Source organism: Actinomadura latina NBRC 106108, from assembly GCF_001552195.1.
In the GTDB taxonomy this organism is placed as follows: Bacteria; Actinomycetota; Actinomycetes; order Streptosporangiales; family Streptosporangiaceae; genus Spirillospora; species Spirillospora latina.
Genome location: NZ_BCQS01000023.1, coordinates 12,376 through 27,796, shown reverse-complemented (window position 1 = coordinate 27,796; position 15,421 = coordinate 12,376). Strand labels below are relative to the sequence as shown.

The following is a 15,421-nucleotide window of genomic DNA, read 5'->3' as shown; positions in this document are numbered from 1 at the left end:
GCGGCGGCGTTCGTCGGAACTTGCCAGCCCGTGCACATTCTCCGGGCGCTTTTTGTCACCGTGGTGACACGCGCCACACCGGTATCGGGTGTTTCGTCCCTCACTGGTCCTGGTCGTGCACCATGGAGGGGTGACGCGGGTAGTGGAGAGCACGGCGGGAACCGGGGCGCGGGCGGGCGGGGTGCCGCTGCTGGCCGATCTCGTCTCGGACGGCGAGGTGGTGGTGCTGAGCGGCGCCGGGCTGTCCACCGAGTCGGGCATCCCGGACTACCGGGGTGAGACGGGGCGCCTGCGGCGCGCGGAGCCGATGACGTACCAGGCGTTCACCGGGAGCGAGGCGGCGCGGCGCCGGTACTGGGCGCGCAGCCATCTCGGCTGGCGGCACATCGCGGCGGCCCGCCCGAACGCGGGGCACCGGGCGGTGGCGGAGCTGCAGCGGCGCGGCCTGCTCGCGGGGATCATCACGCAGAACGTCGACGGGCTCCAGCAGGCGGCCGGCGCGGACGGCGTCATCGAGCTGCACGGGGCCCTGGACCGGGTCGTGTGCCTGGCGTGCGGGGAGCGGACGCCGCGCGGGCGGCTGGACGCGCGGCTGCGCGCGGCGAACCCCGGCTTCGAGGCGCGGGCGGACGCGATCAACCCCGACGGCGACGCGGTGGTCACCGCCGCGGCGGCCGCCGCGTTCCGGGTCGTGGCCTGCGAGCGGTGCGGCGGCGTGCTCAAGCCCGATGTGATCTTCTTCGGGGAGAACGTGCCGCCCGCCCGGGTCCGGGACTGCTACGCGCTCACCGAGGGCGCGGGCGCGCTGCTGGTGCTCGGGTCGTCGCTGACGGTGCTGTCGGGGTACCGGTTCGTCCGGCACGCGGCCCGGCACGGCGTGCCCGTCGCGATCGTGAACCGGGGCGCGACGCGCGGCGACGAGCACGCGCTGGTCACGGTGGACGCGCCGCTCGGCGCGACGCTGACCGCCCTCCTCGACGAGCTGGGACGGTAGCGCCCGTCACCTTCCGCCGCCGGACAGCAGCGAGGTCGCGGCGGGCGCCGGGGACCGCCGGGAACCGGGCGGCGCGGGCGGCGGCGGCTCGGTGACCGCGGGCGGGTCGGGCAGCGTGTCGCCGGTGACGAACCCGGTGGTCTCCAGCTGCTTCATCTGCTCGGTGACGAGCGGCTGCGCCTGCTCGGCGAACCGCCGCACGAGCGTGTTGCGCGTGCTGGCGCGGACGGCGCCGAGCTCGGCGTAGAGGAGGCCCTGCGCCATCCGCATCCGCGCGACGGCGGTCTTGTCGTAGTCGTTGCCGGACCTGCCGGTGATCTCCGACATCCAGCTCTGCTGCTCCGGGCTCGGCTGGTTCGGCAGCGGCACGTTCAGCCGCCCGGCGGCCTGGCGGTTCAGCTGGTCCAGCCCGGCGTGCCGGCGGGCGACCTCGGCGAGCGCGCGGCGGGTCGCGGGCCGGGCGGCGCGGCGCTGGGCCTGCCGGGCGACGGGGATCTCCCACAGCGCGGCCTGCCGGATCTGGACGATGACGTCGCGGTCGGCGGGGCCGAGCGGCCCCCATTCGGTGGTGACGGTCGACTGGGCGGCGGCCTCGTCGTTGACCTGCGGCGCCACCGCGCCGCCGTCGGTGGCCTGCCGGCCGGCCGGCTGGCAGGCGCCCAGCAGCAGGCCGGCCGCCAGCGCCGCGGCCGCCGCGGCGGCCGGTCGGGGTCGGGGCATCCGGCACCGCCTCTCGGTCGGGGTGAAGGGCGTCACGGCAGCAGTACGCGCGTCCGGGCGGCGCGGTTCGACGCGCGGCCGGCCGGTTCCGTCAGGTCCAGCCGAGCCGCGCGACGGTGCTGACCGGGGGTTCGCCGCCGGCCTCGGTGAAGGCGCGCAGGGCGGCGACGAGGGCGTGCCGCTGCCCGGCCGGCATCCGGGAGACGACCCCGGCGATCTCGGCGCGGCGGCGGGCGGTGACGTCGTCGACGATGCGCCGCCCGGCGTCGGTGACCTGGATGCGGACCTCGCGGCCGCTCTGCGGGCTGGCCTCGCGGCGCACGAGCCCGGCGGTGGCGAGCCGGTCCACCATCCGCATGGCGGTGGACGGGTTGACCTCCAGCAGCCCGGCGAGCGTCACGAGCTTGGACGGCCCCTGCGAGGACAGCACGACGAGCAGCCGGAACTGCGGCAGCGTGACGGCGTCCTGGACCGCGCCGAGGGAGCGGGCCGAGATCGCGACCAGCAGCCGGGAGGCGGTCAGCATCGCCGAGGTGACCTCGTCGACTCCGGCGTCCCCGTCTTCGCTCATGACAGATTTCTACAGGGCCGGGGCCCGGGTGCGCCAACGCGCCCCGGAGCGGTCCGGCCCCCGCTCACGGCTCCGCGTCCTCGCGCCCGGGGAGCAGGCCGGCGAGCAGCTCGGCCAGGTGGCGGGGCCGGGCGCCGGTGCCGGCCTCGATCTGCGTCCGGCAGGAGAACCCGTCGGCGAGGACGGCCGTGCCGGGCCCGGCGTCCTCGACGGCGGGCCACACGCCCTGCTCGGCGATCTTGGTGGACACCTCGTAGTGGCCGCGCTCGAACCCGAAGTTGCCGGCGAGTCCGCAGCAGCCGACGTCGAGGGTCTCCACGTCGACGCCGGCGCGGGACAGGACGCGCTGGTCGGCGCCGAACCCCATGATGGCGTGCTGGTGGCAGTGCGGCTGCGCGATCGCGCGGACCTTCGGGGTGTCCAGCCCGGCGACCGTGTCGTGTGCCGCGAGGGGCGAGGCGCCGCCGGCCTCCTCCTGGCGCTCGTCGAGCAGCTCGGCCAGCGTCCGGGTCTGGTCGCGGAGGCGCTGGACGTCGTCCCACGTCCGCGGGTCACGGGCGGCGCCGCCCTCCATGAGCTCGGGCGCGTCCGCGCGGAACACGGCGGTGCAGGACGGCTCCAGCCCGATCACCGGGACGCCGTCGCGCAGCCGGGGCGCCAGCGCGCGGACGGTGCGGCGCAGCACGCGGGCGGCGACGCCGAGCTGGCCGGTGGAGATCCAGGTCAGCCCGCAGCACAGCGCGACCGGCGGCACCTCGACCCGGTACCCGGACGCCTCCAGGACGCGGACGGCGGCCTTGCCGATGTGGGGATGAAAGTTGTTGGTGAAGGTGTCCGGCCACAGCACGACCCGCTTGCCGCCCCCCTCGGCGGGCGCGGGGCGGCGCTTGAACCAGTCGGTGAACCGCTCGGGCGCGAACTCCGGCATGTCGCGCTGGGGGGCGATGCCGCCGATCCGCTTGGCGGCGCCGCTCAGGCCGGGCAGGTGCAGGGCGGTGTTGGCGGCGCCGGGCGCGAACGCGGCGAGCCGCGCCCACAGCGGCAGCCAGCCCATCGTGTAGTGCGCCGCCGGGCGGACGCGCCCCTTGTAGTGGTGGGCGAGGAACTCGGCCTTGTACGTGGCCATGTCGACGTTGACCGGGCAGTCGCTGCGGCATCCCTTGCACGCCAGGCACAGGTCGAGGGCGTCGTGGACGTCCTTGGACCGCCATCCGTCGGTGATGACGGCGGCGCCGCCGGGGCCGGGAACCTCCGGGTTGGGCTGCCCGGCGCCCGGCATGCCGCGCATCATCTCCATCAGGATGCGGGCCCGGCCGCGGGTGGAGTGCTCCTCCTCCCCCGTGGCCCGGTAGCTGGGGCACATGACGCCGCCGGAGGAGGCGCGGCACTTGCCGATGCCCACGCAGCGGGCGGCGGCGTGGGTGAACCGGTGGTGGTCGTCGGGGAAGGAGAAGTGCGTCCCGGGTTCGGCGGGGTCGTAGGAGAGGTGGTCGAGGTTCTCGTCCAGCCGGTACGGGTGCACGATCTTGCCGGGGTTCATCCGGTTGCCCGGGTCGAAGATCGCCTTGTACCGCTCGAACAGCCGGATCACCTCGTCGCCGAACATGATCGGCAGCAGCTCGCCGCGGGACTGGCCGTCGCCGTGCTCGCCCGACAGCGACCCGCCGTAGCCGGCGACGAGGCGGGCGGCGCGCTCGATGAAGCGGCGGTAGTTCCCGGTGCCCTTCGCGTCCTCCAGGTCGAACGGGATGCGGGTGTGCACGCAGCCCTGCCCGAAGTGCCCGTAGAGGGAGACGGGCCCGTAGCCGAACTCGCGGATGAGGGCGCGGAAGTCGCGCAGGTAGTCGCCGAGCCGCTCGGGCGGGACGGCGGCGTCCTCCCACCCTTCGTGGGTGTCGGGGCGTCCGGACGGGTAGGCGGTGGCGCCGAGCCCGGCCTCGCGGACGCCCCAGAGCAGCTCCTCCTCGCCCGGGTCGTGGACGAAGGTGTGCCGGGGCGGGTTCGGCGCGTTCTCCATGTGCTCGATGAGCTCGCGGGCCCGCCGGTCGGCCTCGTCCTTGGTGTCGCCGCCGAACCGGATCATCAGCCAGCCGGCGCCGTCCGGCATGTCCTCGACGACGCGGGGCCCGGCGAGGTGGTGCTGCTTGGCGAGGTCGAGGAGCCGCTCGTCCATGCCCTCCAGGGCGAGGGGCTTGAACGGCAGGACGCGCTGCACGGCGTCCCCGGCTGCGGGGATGTCGTCGTAGCCGAGGACGGCGAGCGACTCATAGGCAGGGACGGGCACGAGGTCGATCTCGGCGTGCAGGACGGTGACCAGCGTGGACTCCGAGCCGACGAGGGCGCGGGCGACGTCGAAGCTCTTCTCCGGCAGCAGCGAGTCGAGGTTGTAGCCGGACACGCGGCGCGGGATGTCGGGGTAGCGGGTGCGGATCAGCTCCATCCCGTCGTCGCGCAGGTCGCGCAGCGCCCGGTAGATCTCGGCGCGCCGCCCGCCCTCGGCGAGGATCCGCTCGTACTCCTCGTCGGAGGTCTCCCCCACCCACATCCGCAGGCCGTCGTAGGTGAGGACCTCCAGCCGGACGACGGAGTCGACCATCTTCCCGTACGCCTGCGCGGACGCGCCGCACGAGTTGTTGCCGATCATCCCGCCGATCGTGCAGGTGTCGTGCGTGGACGGCTTGGGCCCGACCATCAGCGCGTGCCCGGACAGCTCGTCGTTGAGGTCGTCCAGGCACGCGCCGGGCTCCACGACGGCGCGGCGCGCGCCGGCGTCGAGGGACACGAGGTTCCGGCAGTACTTCGACCAGTCGATGACGATCGCGGTGTTGACGCACTGCCCGGCGAGGCTCGTCCCGCCGCCGCGCGACAGGACCGGGACGCCGTGCTCGGCGCAGACGCGGACGGCCTCGGCGCCGGCGTCGACGGTGCGCGGCACGACCACCCCGATGGGCGGCTGCTGGTAGTTGGAGGAGTCGTGCGCGTACGCGGCGCGCGACCCCGGGTCGAACCGGACCTCGCCGTCCACCCGCCCGGCGAGGGCGCGCCGCAGCGCCTCCCGCTCGCGGGCCGTCTCCGCCGTCCGCCTCTCGTCCCGCCTCGTGTCCTCAGCCGAAATCGCCATGACCGGACGCATACCCGGAGATGGGCTGTCAATACGGCCGGGGTCAGCCTGCCAGCCGGGTCGCGGTCTCCAGCAGGAGGGCGTGCACGAACGCCTGCGGGATGTTGCCGCGCAGCTGCCGCTGCCTGACGTCGTACTCCTCGGAGAACAGGCCGCTGGTCGCGCTGCCGGACCGGGTCCGCTCGAACGTGCCGGCGGCGGGGGCGGTCTCGCCCTGCCGGTGCTCGGCGAGCGCGAGGAAGAAGCCGCAGAGGGTGAAGGAGCCCTCGGCGACGCCGAGCGGCTCGCCGCCGACCCGGTACCGGTAGACGAAGCCCTCCTGGACGAGGTCCTCGCGGACGGCCTCGAGCGTCGCGACGCTGCGCGGGTCGTCGGCGGGCAGGGCGCCGCGCAGCGGCGGGATGAGCAGCGCGGCGTCGACGCGGTCGTCGTCGGCGGCGCGCTTCCACCGGCCGCCCGCGGTGAGGGCCGTCCGCGCGGTCTCGTCGAGGATCGCGTCGGCGAGGGAGTTCCAGGCGGCGGCCTGGGCGGGGGTGCCGAGGACGCGGGCGGCCTGCCGCAGCCCGGCGGCGCAGATCAGCCGGGAGTGGGTCCACAGCCGGTCCTCGGTCTCCCAGATGCCGGCGCCGGGGTCGTGCCAGCGGCGGCCGACCACCTCGGCGGCGACGCGGGCGGCCTCGCGGGCGTCGCGGTCGGCGCGGTCGTGCTCGGCGGCGGTGGCGAGCAGCAGCAGCGACTCGCCGAGCGCGTCGAGCTGCCACTGCTCGCTCGCCTGGTTGCCGGTGACGACGGCGGCGCCGGGGTAGCCGGGCAGGGCGCTGGCCCGCTGGCGCGGCACCGGGTCCCCGGTGACGGTGTAGGCGGGGCGCAGCCGGTCGCCGTCGGCCAGGATGCGGGCGGTGACGAACCCGGCGGCGCTGCGCAGCACGTGCGGGGGCCCGCCGTGGGCGGCCACGGCGTGCCCGGCGAAGCACTGGTCGCGGATCCAGGCGTAGCGGTAGTCGAAGTTGCGGCCCTCGTCGGCGCGCTCGGGCAGCGCGGTCGTCGCGGCGGCGACCATGCCTCCGGCGCGGCTGGTCAGCCCGGTCAGCACCGCGTAGGCGAGCCGGGCGTCGCGCGGCGCGACGGTGTCGTCGCAGGAGGGGACGGCCTGCTCCCAGTCCCGTTCGGTGGCCTCCCACAGCGCGTCCGCGGTCAGCGCCGCGGGCTCCGCGGCGGCGCCCGCGCCGGTCTCGGAGCCGTTCCCGGAGCCGGTCTCGGCGACGAGTTCCAGCACGAGGTCGCGGGTCTCGCCCTCGGCGAGGTCGAACGTCGCGGCGAGGACCGCGCCGCCGTCCGGGCCCTCCCGCACGACCGCCTCGTCGGCGCCGCGCCAGCGGATCCGGGTGCCGCCGCTGCGGGCCGTCCAGTCCGGGTCGTGGTGGTGCGCGCCGCGCATCCGCGGGCCGCCGGCGCGCACGTCCAGCAGGGCGCGCAGCCGGGCGGGACCGCGCACCGCCCGGCACCGGCGCAGCAGGACGGCGCGGTCGCGGCGGGCGGGGCGGGCCAGCGCCTCGCGGCACTCGACGATGGACCCCTCGCCGGTCACCCACCGGCTGCGCCAGATGAGCCCCCGGTCCTCGTAGTAGCCGCCCCAGACGAACCGCTCGCACACGGGCTGGACGACGTAACCGCCGGGCCCGCCGAGCAGGCTCGCGAAGGCCGGGTCGGAGTCCCAGTGCGGGAAGCACATCCAGGCGTACTCGCCGTGCGGGCCGACGAGGACGCCGCGCTCGCCGTCCGCGATGAAGGCGTAGTCGCGCAGGGCCTTCGGCATGGAGTACCGCGCTCCCGGGTCGTTCGGCATGCCGTCCCACTACCCGGGAAGCGGCCGATGATCCGGGCCACGACCACCGACCATGAATCCTGTCTTGACAAATCTATTTGTCGGCGGCCATGATGGAGGCATGCTGGACGTGACGGTGATCGAGGACGCGGAGGCCGCGGCGGCCTCCCTGGACCCCATGCGGGCGCGGCTGCTCGCCGAGCTGGGCGAGCCCATGTCGGCGGCGACCCTCGCCGCCCGGGTGGGGCTGCCCCGGCAGAAGGTCAACTACCACCTGCGGACGCTGGAGCGGCACGGCCTGGTGGAGCTGGTCGGCGAGCGCCGCAAGGGCAACATGACCGAGCGGCTCATGCGGGCGACGGCGGCGTCCTACGTCATCTCCCCGCTCGCGCTCGCGACGCTGCAGCCCGACCCGGACCGGCACCGCGACGCGCTGTCGGCGCGCTGGCTGCTGGCGATCGCGGCGCGGCTGGTCCGCGACGTGGGGGCGCTGATCACCGGGGCGGCGCGCGCCGACAAGCGGCTGGCCACCTACGCGCTGGACGGGGAGGTCGTGTTCGCCTCGGCGGCGGACCGGGCCGCGTTCATCGAAGAGCTGACCACCGGGGTGAGCGCGCTCGTCCGCAAGTACCACGGCGGGACGGCGGAGGGCGGCCGCGCGCACCGCGTCGTCATCGCCGTCCACCCGTCCCTGAAGACCGCGCCCGGAACGCCGCCGGAGGACCGGCCGGACGTCCCCGGGCGGATCGAAGCCTGACAGGCGAGGAGAGCATCATGGGCAAGGCATTCGAGATCGTCCGCGAATACGAGACGGAAGCGGCCCCCGAGCAGGTGTGGGAGGCCGTCACCACCGGCACCGGCGGGTGGCTGTGGCCGATGGAGTTCGAGCCCCGCGAGGGCGGCTCGGCCAGCGGTATGGGCGTCATCACCGCCTGGGACCCGCCGCACCGGCTGACCAGCCGCGCGGAGGACCCGGACGGCATCGGGGGCATGCCGCAGACGCTGAACGTGCTGGACCACCGGATCGAGCCGCGCGAGGGCGGCGGCTCCTGGGTCCGGTACGTGCACAGCGGCATCTTCACCGGCGACTGGGACGACCAGTACGACGGCGCGGGCCGGCACACCGACTTCTACCTGCACACGCTGCGCCAGTACCTGGCGCACTTCACCGGGCTGCCGGCCGCGCACTCGGACGTGCAGGGGCCGGAGGCGTCCATGCGGAAGGGCTCGTTCGCGGCGGTGGGCCGCGCGCTGGGGCTGGGCGGCGCCGCCGAGGGCGACACGGTGCGGGTCGACCTGCCGGACGCGGGCCCGGCCGACGCGGTCCTCGACTACCGCAACGAGCACTTCATCGGGCTGCGCACCGGCGACGCGATGTACCGGTTCTTCGGGCGGGACGCGTGGGGCGGGCCGGTCGGCATCGCGCTGCACCGGTTCGCGCCGGACGCCGCCGCGTCCGCCGGGCAGGCGCAGAAGACCTGGCAGGAGTGGCTGAACGGCCTCTACTCCTGACCGCGACGGCGGCGCCCGCACGGATCCCGTGCGGGCGCCGCGCCGTGCCGGGGGTCAGCCCGCCCGTTCCCGGACGAGCGCGCCGAGGTCCATGCGGGCGAGGCCGCGCAGGCCGGGGCGCTGCGCCGCCCACGCGACGGCGAGCACCGCGAGCGCCGACCAGGCGAACGTGGCGGGCCGGATCTCGGTGTGGAAGGACATCAGGTCGCTGTTGAACGCGCCGAGGAACGCGCCGGTGGCGAGCCGCCCGAGGATCAGGCCGGGGACCGCGCCGGCGGCCACCACGAGCAGGTTCTCGGCGGTGACGAGGCGGCCGAGCCGGCGCCGCCCGACGCCGGAGGCGCGCAGGGTCGCCAGTTCGGTGCCGCGTTCGGCGAGGTTGACCGAGAGGGTGGCGAACAGGACGGTGAACGCCAGCAGCCCGCCGAACACGAGCATGACGGCGACGAACACGTAGAACAGGTTCATGTACTCGTCCATGGTCTTCTTCAGCGCGTGCGCGTCGGTGTAGGCGACCACGCCGGGCTGCGCGGCGAGGGCCCGCTCGACGGCGCCGCGGTCGGCGCCGGGGTCGAACGTCACGAGCACCGAGTCGGGCCGCGCGTCCGGGGCCCACGCGGCGAGCTGGCCGAGGGTGGCGTAGGCGTAGGTGCCGAGCGGCTCGTCCACGAACCCGGCGACGGTCGTGGTGACGGTGCGGCCGTCGCCGAGGCGCAGCCCGATGCGGTCGCCGGCGTCCACGCCGAGCTTCTCGCGGAGGGCGGCGCCGATCAGCGCGCCGTGCTCGGGGAGCGTCCGCGCGCCGCCGCCGGGGGTGAGGAACCGGTGCATGCGGGTCCCGGCGGGGAGCCCGACGACGGTGGTGGCGTAGCCCTCTTCCCCGCTGGTGAGGGTGACGGGGACGTGCGCGGACGGCTCCGCGGCCCGCACCCCGTCCGTCCCGGCCAGGGCCTTGAGCGTGCCGCCGTCGAGGGGGCGCCCGAGGGTGAGCTCGGCGTCCTGCCGCTGGATCTGGTCGAACTGGCGGGAGACGGTCGCCTGCGAGGAGTCGAGCATCCCCCACGAGACCAGGATCAGGACGAGCGCGAGGACGACGCCCGCCATGGTGTAGAGGGTGCGGCGGAACTGGCGGGTGGGGCCGCGCAGCACCAGCCACGCCCCGGCGGGGAGCCGCCCCGCGGCGGGCACCGACCGTTCCAGCCGGGCGAGCAGCCCGCCTCCCCGGGTCGCCGGGACGACGCCGCGCATCGCCTCGGCGGGCGGGACGCGCGACGCCGACACGGCGGGCGCGAGCGCGGCGAGGGCGCCCGCGACGACCCCGAACGCCAGCCCGGCGAGGACGGTGGACGCGCGGACCGACACCAGCGTCTCCGGCAGCCCGATCGCGTCCCCGTACAGCCGGGTCACGGTCCCGGCCAGCAGCAGCCCGGCGGCGACGCCGAGGACGGACCCGGCGAGCCCGACCGCGACGCCGGTCGCCAGGTAGTGGGCGACGACCGTGCGGCGGCGGAACCCGGACGCGCGCAGCGTGCCGATGATCACGCGGTCGCGGGCGACGCGGCGGGTCAGCACGACGTAGACGGCGACTCCGGCGGCGGCGAGGAACAGCAGCGGGAACATGACGGCCAGCTCGGAGAACCCCTTGATGTCCTCGGCGAGGGTGGCGTTGGAGGGCTGCTCGGCGCGGGTGATCGCCGCGCCCGCGCCGTGCCCCCGCGCGGCGCCGGTGAGGGCCGCGTCGAGGTCCGCGGCGTGCTCGCGTCCGGCGGCGGTGTAGTAGACGGCGACCTGGGCGGGCGCCTCGGGCCCGGCGAGCCGGCGGGCGAGCGGCTCGGGGACGAACAGGACGCCGAACGATCCGGGCGCGGGCAGCACGTTCTGGCGGCTGGCGGCGGGCCACAGGTACTCGGGCGAGGACGCGGTGCCGCGCACGGACAGGGGCTGCCAGGCCTTCCCGTCCCACGCCGACACCTGGTCGCCCGGCTTCAGTCCCGCGTGGTCGGCGATGTGCCGCTCGGCGAGGACGCCCTGCGGCGCGGCCGGGTCGAGGTAGGCGCCGTCGAGGATCTTCACCCGGTTCACCGCGGGCTGCGATCCGGCGGGGAATCCGACGACGCGGCCGACGAGGGTGCCGCCGCCCGGCATGCGCAGCGGGACGTCCGCGACCGTGCGGACGGCGACCGCCGCCACCCCGGGCCGCGCCGACGCCTCCTCCGCGATGGCGGCGGTGTCGCCGCCCGTCAGCGTCAGGTCGGCGAACCGGTACTTGTGGAACGCCGCCTGGTAGCCGGCGTCGAGGTTCTTGTAGGCGTCGTAGGACGCGCCGAACAGCGCGACGCCGAGCATCACCAGCACCACCACCGACACCAGCTGCGCGGGGCGGCGCCGCAGGTCGCGGCGGAGCTTGACGTTGAGGACGCTCCCCCTGCCGCTCACCCTGCCGCTCCTCCTGCCGCTCACCAGGTCACCTCGTCGGCGCCGGCCGGTTCGGCGTTGGCTGTGACCTCGACGACGCGGCCCGACCGCATCCGCACCACGCGGTGCGCGATGGCGGCGATCGCGGCGTTGTGGGTGACGACCAGGACCGTCCGGCCCTCGCGGTTGAGGTCCTGCAGGACGTGCAGGACGCCGCGCCCGGTCTCCAGGTCGAGGGCGCCGGTCGGCTCGTCGCACAGCAGCAGCGCCGGGTCCTTGGCGATGGCGCGGGCGATCGCGACGCGCTGCTGCTCGCCGCCCGACAGCTGCGCCGGGAAGTGGCCGCCGCGCTCGGCGAGCCCGACGGCGGCGAGCGCCGCCGCCGACCGCTCGCGGTCGCCGCGGCCGGTCAGCTCGGCGACCAGCCGGACGTTCTCCAGCGCGGTCAGCGACGGGACGAGGTTGAAGAACTGGAACACGAACCCGACGGTGTCGCGCCGGTAGGCGGTGCGGGCGTCCTCGCCGAGCCCGGAGATGTCGCGGCCGCCGGCGATCACCTCGCCCTCGGTGGCGGGCTCGATCCCGCCGATCAGGTTGAGCAGGGTCGTCTTGCCGGACCCGGACGGGCCGAGCAGCACGACGAACTCACCCTGCCGCACCTCCAGGTCCACCTCGCGCAGCGCGCGGACCTGGGCGTGGCCCGTCCCGTAGGTCTTGCCGGCCCCGCGCAGCAGCACCGCCGGCGGGGCGTCTCCGGGGGCGGTCCCGTCCTGCCGGACGGGTGCCGGCTCACTTCCGTGTCGCGTCATCGCCGTCTCCTCCGTCTTCCTCGTCTTCCTCGTCGGCTTCGTCTTCACCGGCTTCGTCTTCGCCCGCGTGCCCGGACGGGCGCAGCAGGGCGAGCAGCCCGGCCGTCGCGTCGCCGGCCTCGGTTCCCGGGTCGATCAGCACGTGCAGGAGCAGCCCGTCGATCAGCGCGGCGAGCACCACCGCCATGCCGCGGGGGTCGGCGTCGGGGCGCAGCAGCCCCGCCGCCCGGTTCTCGGCGAGCCGGGCGGTGAGCAGGTCGCGGAACATCCGGATCTGCCGCTCGCTCTCGGCGCGCAGCTCGTCGTCGCGCAGGCCGCTCAGCATCGCCTCGATGACCACCCGCTGCTCGGCGGTGCCGGAGCCGCGCTCCATGAGCCCGCGGACGGCTTCGACGACGCCGGCGAGGGCGTCCTCGGCCTGCAGGATCGCCTCGACGGGGGCTTCCAGTTCCTTCTCCACGGCGTGCATGACCGCGGCGCGCCGCAGGGCGTCCACGGACCCGAAGTAGTAGTGCACGAGCGCGTTGTTGGCCTTGGCCCGGTCGGCCACGGCCCGCGACGTCACCGCGGCCCAGCCGCTCTCGGCCATCACCGCGACGGCCGCCTCCAGCAGCCGGATCCGCGTGGGCACCTCGCCCTTCGCCATCGTCCCCCGCCTCTTGGTCATTCGCTTTAAGCAACTGCCCAACACCCTAGCCCGAACCTTTGCACCATGCAAAGGTCAAGGTGGGAGGGCGCGCGGAGAAGGGGCGGCGGAGAAGGAGCGGCGCGCCGTCCGAGCTGCGGCTCGGGCTGGCCAGGCGGCATCCGGCGGCGGATTCCGCCTACGGCCGGGCGGTGCGGCTGAGTCTCAAGGGCCGGCATCGCCCCGCCGGGGGCGTGCGGCATGTGCGTGGCGGACGGCGGGCCCCGGCCGCGCCGGCTACGGCGTGGTGGCGGCCGGGCGGACCGCGCCGGAGCGCCCCCGCGCCGGGCTCGCGGCGCGGGGGCGCCGGGCGTCGCTCAGGCGTCCCTGCGCTTGAGGAGGAACGCGGCGAGGGCGAGGAGCGCGGCCGTCCAGAGCGCGAAGACGCCGTAGCCCTGCCAGGGGGTGAGCAGGTCGTCGGGGCCCTGGTGGGCTCTGGAGATCAGCTGGCCCGCCTCCGACGGCAGGTAGGCGTGGACGTGCTCGCCGATGCTGCCGGGCAGCAGCATGGCGAGCGGCGCGAGCACCAGCACGAACCCGATGACGCCGGTGATGCCGCCGGCGGTGTGCCGCACGATCGCGCCGATCGCGAGCGCGAACAGGCCGAGCATCGCCAGGTACAGACCGCCGCCGATGACGGCGCGCAGCACGCCCTCGTCGCCGAGCGACACCTCCATCCGGTCCCCGATGATCCCCGCGCCGATGAAGAACGACGCGAACGACACCGCGACGCCGAGGACGAGGACGACCAGCGCGAACACCAGGGACTTGGCCCACAGCATCGGGAGCCGCCGCGGCACCGCGAGCAGGCTGGCGCGGATCATGCCGGTGGAGTACTCGGAGCCGATCACCAGGACGCCGAGGACGCAGACGGTCAGCTGGCTGAGGAAGAACCCGCTGCCGAGGATGAAGCTGACCGGGTCGGCGGAGATCTGGGCGCGGTCGCCGGCGTCGGTGTTGTCCCACTGCGACATCGTCAGGCCGACGAACAGCGCGGTGAACCCGAGGTCGAGGACGACCAGCAGGATCAGCGACCACAGCGTGGACCGGACCGTGCGGATCTTCGTCCATTCGGCGAGCATCAGCCGCCCGAAGCCGGGCCGGCCGTGCGCGGCCGGGCCTGCGTCGGGTGTGGCGGTGGCCGTGGTCATCGGGTCTCCCCCTCCTGGCCGGGGACGGCTCCGGGCACCGCGCCCGGCACGGGTCCGGGGACGGCTCCGGGGACGGCTCCGGCGGCGGTGCCGTACTCGACGCTGTCGCGGGTCAGTTCCATGAACGCCGACTCCAGCGAGCCGCGGCTCGGGGCCAGCTCGTGCAGGACGATCCCCTCGGCGGCGGCCAGTTCCCCGACGCGGGGCGCCTCCATGCCGGTGACCGTGATCAGGCCGTCGCCCCCCGGGGCGGCCTTGCCGCCCTCGGCGGCGACGATGTCGGCGAGGCGCGCGGCGCCGGGGCTGCGCACCGTCACCGTCTTCTCGGTGCTGCGCTCGATGAACTCCTCGGTGGAGCAGTCGGCGATCAGCCGGCCGCGCCCGATGACGATGAGGTGCTCGGCCGTGACGGCCATCTCGTTCATGAGGTGGCTGGAGACGAACACGGTCCGCCCCTCGGCGGCCAGCCGCTGTATGAGGGTGCGGACCCACACGATGCCCTCGGGGTCGAGGCCGTTGACGGGCTCGTCCAGGATCAGCACGGACGGGTCGCCGAGCAGCGCCGCGGCGATGCCGAGCCGCTGCCCCATGCCGAGGGAGAACCCGCCGGCGCGCTTGCGGGCGGCTTCGGTGAGCCCGACGAGGTCGACGACCTCGTCGACGCGCCGCTTGCCGATGCCCTGCGTCTGCGCCAGGCACAGCAGGTGGTTGTAGGCGCTGCGGCCGGTGTGCACGGCGCGCGCCTCCAGCAGCGCGCCGACGACGCGCAGCGGCGCGTCCAGGTCGCGGTAGTGGCGGCCGTGGATGCGGGCGTCGCCGCGGTCGGGCCGGTCCAGGCCGAGCAGCAGCCGCATGGTGGTCGACTTCCCGGCCCCGTTCGGGCCGAGGAACCCGGTCACCCGGCCGGGGGCGACCGTGAACGACAGGTCGTCCACGGCGGTCTTGTCGCCGTAGCGCTTGGTGAGGTTCTCCGCCTCGATCATTCGCACTTCCCGGGCTGGTCGGCGGTGTTCCGGTGATCGTGATCACACTAGCGCGCCCCGCGCGGTGCCCGGATCCTCCGCAATGCGGACCCGCCTCCGACCTGGGTAGGGGGCCGCGCCCCGCGCTCCACCGGCCCGGATGCGTCGAGGCGCCCTCCCGAGGCCGGGAGGGCGCCCTCGCGCGATCCGTATCGCGCGTTTCCGTATCAGGCGGCGTTGACGCCGTCGGCGGCGTTGACGTCCTTGTGGAACCGCCTGTGGACGTACAGCTTCTCGCCGAGGGTCTCGCAGCGCCACCACAGGCCGCTCGGCGGGCCGATCCGGGTCTGGCGGGGCAGTTCGAACAGGACCTCGCCGACGGGGGTCGTGCGGATCCGCCCGGACCGGCACACCAGGATGCGCCGGTCGGTGACGACGACGACGCGGTAGGCGTTGGCGAAGATGATGATCCAGTAGGTGAGCAGCGCGAAGTACTGGCTGACGGTCTGGGCGCCGAACACCGCCTGGATGTTCTCGCCCGGCTGCAGGACGTGGGCCGCGTTGGCGCGCATCTTGTCGCGGATGGCCACGGTCGGGACCTTTCTCGTAATTCCAAGTGGGGGGCCCGACTCCCGCGAAACGTCTGGTCATCGGGC

Annotated in this window: 13 protein-coding genes; 3 read left to right on the top strand and 10 right to left on the bottom strand. The window is 75.2% G+C overall.

Going from position 1 to position 15,421, the window contains the following annotated elements; translation table 11 throughout:
* Positions 1-130: 130 nt before the first annotated feature.
* A complete protein-coding gene (locus AL2_RS26220) occupies positions 131-994 on the top strand; it encodes an NAD-dependent protein deacetylase (protein ID WP_245666944.1) in 864 nt (287 codons plus the stop codon).
* Between the two features lie 6 nt (positions 995-1,000).
* Here AL2_RS26220 and AL2_RS26215 read toward each other — a convergent pair whose 3' ends face one another.
* From AL2_RS26215 to AL2_RS26200, 4 genes are all read right to left on the bottom strand, one after another.
* Entirely contained in the window at positions 1,001-1,714 is a 714-nt protein-coding gene (locus AL2_RS26215) for a DUF4142 domain-containing protein (RefSeq protein WP_067638053.1), read from the bottom strand.
* Positions 1,715-1,805: 91 nt separating this feature from the next.
* Positions 1,806-2,285: a MarR family winged helix-turn-helix transcriptional regulator gene (locus AL2_RS26210; RefSeq protein ID WP_067638051.1), complete on the bottom strand. Its 480-nt coding sequence runs from the start codon at positions 2,283-2,285 to the stop codon at positions 1,806-1,808.
* Positions 2,286-2,349: 64 nt separating this feature from the next.
* Positions 2,350-5,406 carry an FAD-binding and (Fe-S)-binding domain-containing protein gene (locus AL2_RS26205; protein WP_083946931.1) on the bottom strand — a complete coding sequence of 1,019 codons (3,057 nt, stop codon included), beginning with the start codon at positions 5,404-5,406 and terminating at the stop codon, positions 2,350-2,352.
* A gap of 43 nt (positions 5,407-5,449) precedes the next feature.
* Positions 5,450-7,252: a glycoside hydrolase family 15 protein gene (locus AL2_RS26200; protein WP_067638049.1), complete on the bottom strand. Its 1,803-nt coding sequence runs from the start codon at positions 7,250-7,252 to the stop codon at positions 5,450-5,452.
* Positions 7,253-7,352: 100 nt separating this feature from the next.
* On the opposite strand from AL2_RS26200, the gene AL2_RS26195 reads away from it, so the two are divergent.
* Together AL2_RS26195 and AL2_RS26190 are read left to right on the top strand one after the other, a co-directional pair.
* On the top strand, positions 7,353-7,988 hold the full coding sequence (locus tag AL2_RS26195) for an ArsR/SmtB family transcription factor (RefSeq protein WP_067638047.1): 636 nt from the start codon (positions 7,353-7,355) through the stop codon (positions 7,986-7,988).
* Positions 7,989-8,005: 17 nt separating this feature from the next.
* Complete coding sequence (locus AL2_RS26190; RefSeq protein WP_067638045.1) at positions 8,006-8,743, top strand: SRPBCC family protein; 738 nt, start codon at positions 8,006-8,008, stop codon at positions 8,741-8,743.
* A gap of 54 nt (positions 8,744-8,797) precedes the next feature.
* On the opposite strand, the gene AL2_RS26185 is transcribed toward AL2_RS26190, so the two are convergent.
* The 6 genes from AL2_RS26185 to AL2_RS26160 all read right to left on the bottom strand — a co-directional run bounded on the left by AL2_RS26185 (position 8,798) and on the right by AL2_RS26160 (position 15,355).
* The gene (locus AL2_RS26185; protein ID WP_067638043.1) at positions 8,798-11,179 is read right to left on the bottom strand and encodes an ABC transporter permease; all 2,382 of its coding nucleotides are present in this window, start codon (positions 11,177-11,179) and stop codon (positions 8,798-8,800) included.
* Between the two features lie 20 nt (positions 11,180-11,199).
* Entirely contained in the window at positions 11,200-11,967 is a 768-nt protein-coding gene (locus AL2_RS26180; RefSeq protein ID WP_083946919.1) for an ABC transporter ATP-binding protein, read from the bottom strand.
* A complete protein-coding gene (locus AL2_RS26175) occupies positions 11,948-12,634 on the bottom strand; it encodes a TetR/AcrR family transcriptional regulator (protein ID WP_067638041.1) in 687 nt (228 codons plus the stop codon). Before AL2_RS26175 ends, AL2_RS26180 begins: the two co-directional genes overlap by 20 nt.
* A gap of 335 nt (positions 12,635-12,969) precedes the next feature.
* Positions 12,970-13,803 carry an ABC transporter permease gene (locus tag AL2_RS26170; protein WP_067638040.1) on the bottom strand — a complete coding sequence of 278 codons (834 nt, stop codon included), beginning with the start codon at positions 13,801-13,803 and terminating at the stop codon, positions 12,970-12,972.
* Complete coding sequence (locus AL2_RS26165; protein WP_067638038.1) at positions 13,800-14,786, bottom strand: ABC transporter ATP-binding protein; 987 nt, start codon at positions 14,784-14,786, stop codon at positions 13,800-13,802. The genes AL2_RS26170 and AL2_RS26165 overlap by 4 nt, the downstream gene beginning before the upstream one ends.
* A gap of 206 nt (positions 14,787-14,992) precedes the next feature.
* The gene (locus tag AL2_RS26160; RefSeq protein WP_067638036.1) at positions 14,993-15,355 is read right to left on the bottom strand and encodes a hypothetical protein; all 363 of its coding nucleotides are present in this window, start codon (positions 15,353-15,355) and stop codon (positions 14,993-14,995) included.
* Between the last annotated feature and the right edge of the window lie 66 nt (positions 15,356-15,421).

Excerpts from the sequence above, each read along its gene's own strand:
- AL2_RS26175 (WP_067638041.1), bottom strand. The coding sequence starts at position 12,634 with ATGACCAAGAGGCGGGGGACGATGGCGAAGGGCGAGGTGCCCACGCGG.
- AL2_RS26215 (WP_067638053.1), bottom strand. The coding sequence starts at position 1,714 with ATGCCCCGACCCCGACCGGCCGCCGCGGCGGCCGCGGCGCTGGCGGCC.
- AL2_RS26210 (WP_067638051.1), bottom strand. The coding sequence starts at position 2,285 with ATGAGCGAAGACGGGGACGCCGGAGTCGACGAGGTCACCTCGGCGATG.
- AL2_RS26170 (WP_067638040.1), bottom strand. The coding sequence starts at position 13,803 with ATGACCACGGCCACCGCCACACCCGACGCAGGCCCGGCCGCGCACGGC.
- AL2_RS26200 (WP_067638049.1), bottom strand. The coding sequence starts at position 7,252 with ATGCCGAACGACCCGGGAGCGCGGTACTCCATGCCGAAGGCCCTGCGC.
- AL2_RS26165 (WP_067638038.1), bottom strand. The coding sequence starts at position 14,786 with ATGATCGAGGCGGAGAACCTCACCAAGCGCTACGGCGACAAGACCGCC.
- AL2_RS26180 (WP_083946919.1), bottom strand. The coding sequence starts at position 11,967 with ATGACGCGACACGGAAGTGAGCCGGCACCCGTCCGGCAGGACGGGACC.
- AL2_RS26195 (WP_067638047.1), top strand. The coding sequence starts at position 7,353 with ATGCTGGACGTGACGGTGATCGAGGACGCGGAGGCCGCGGCGGCCTCC.
- AL2_RS26205 (WP_083946931.1), bottom strand. The coding sequence starts at position 5,406 with ATGGCGATTTCGGCTGAGGACACGAGGCGGGACGAGAGGCGGACGGCG.
- AL2_RS26190 (WP_067638045.1), top strand. The coding sequence starts at position 8,006 with ATGGGCAAGGCATTCGAGATCGTCCGCGAATACGAGACGGAAGCGGCC.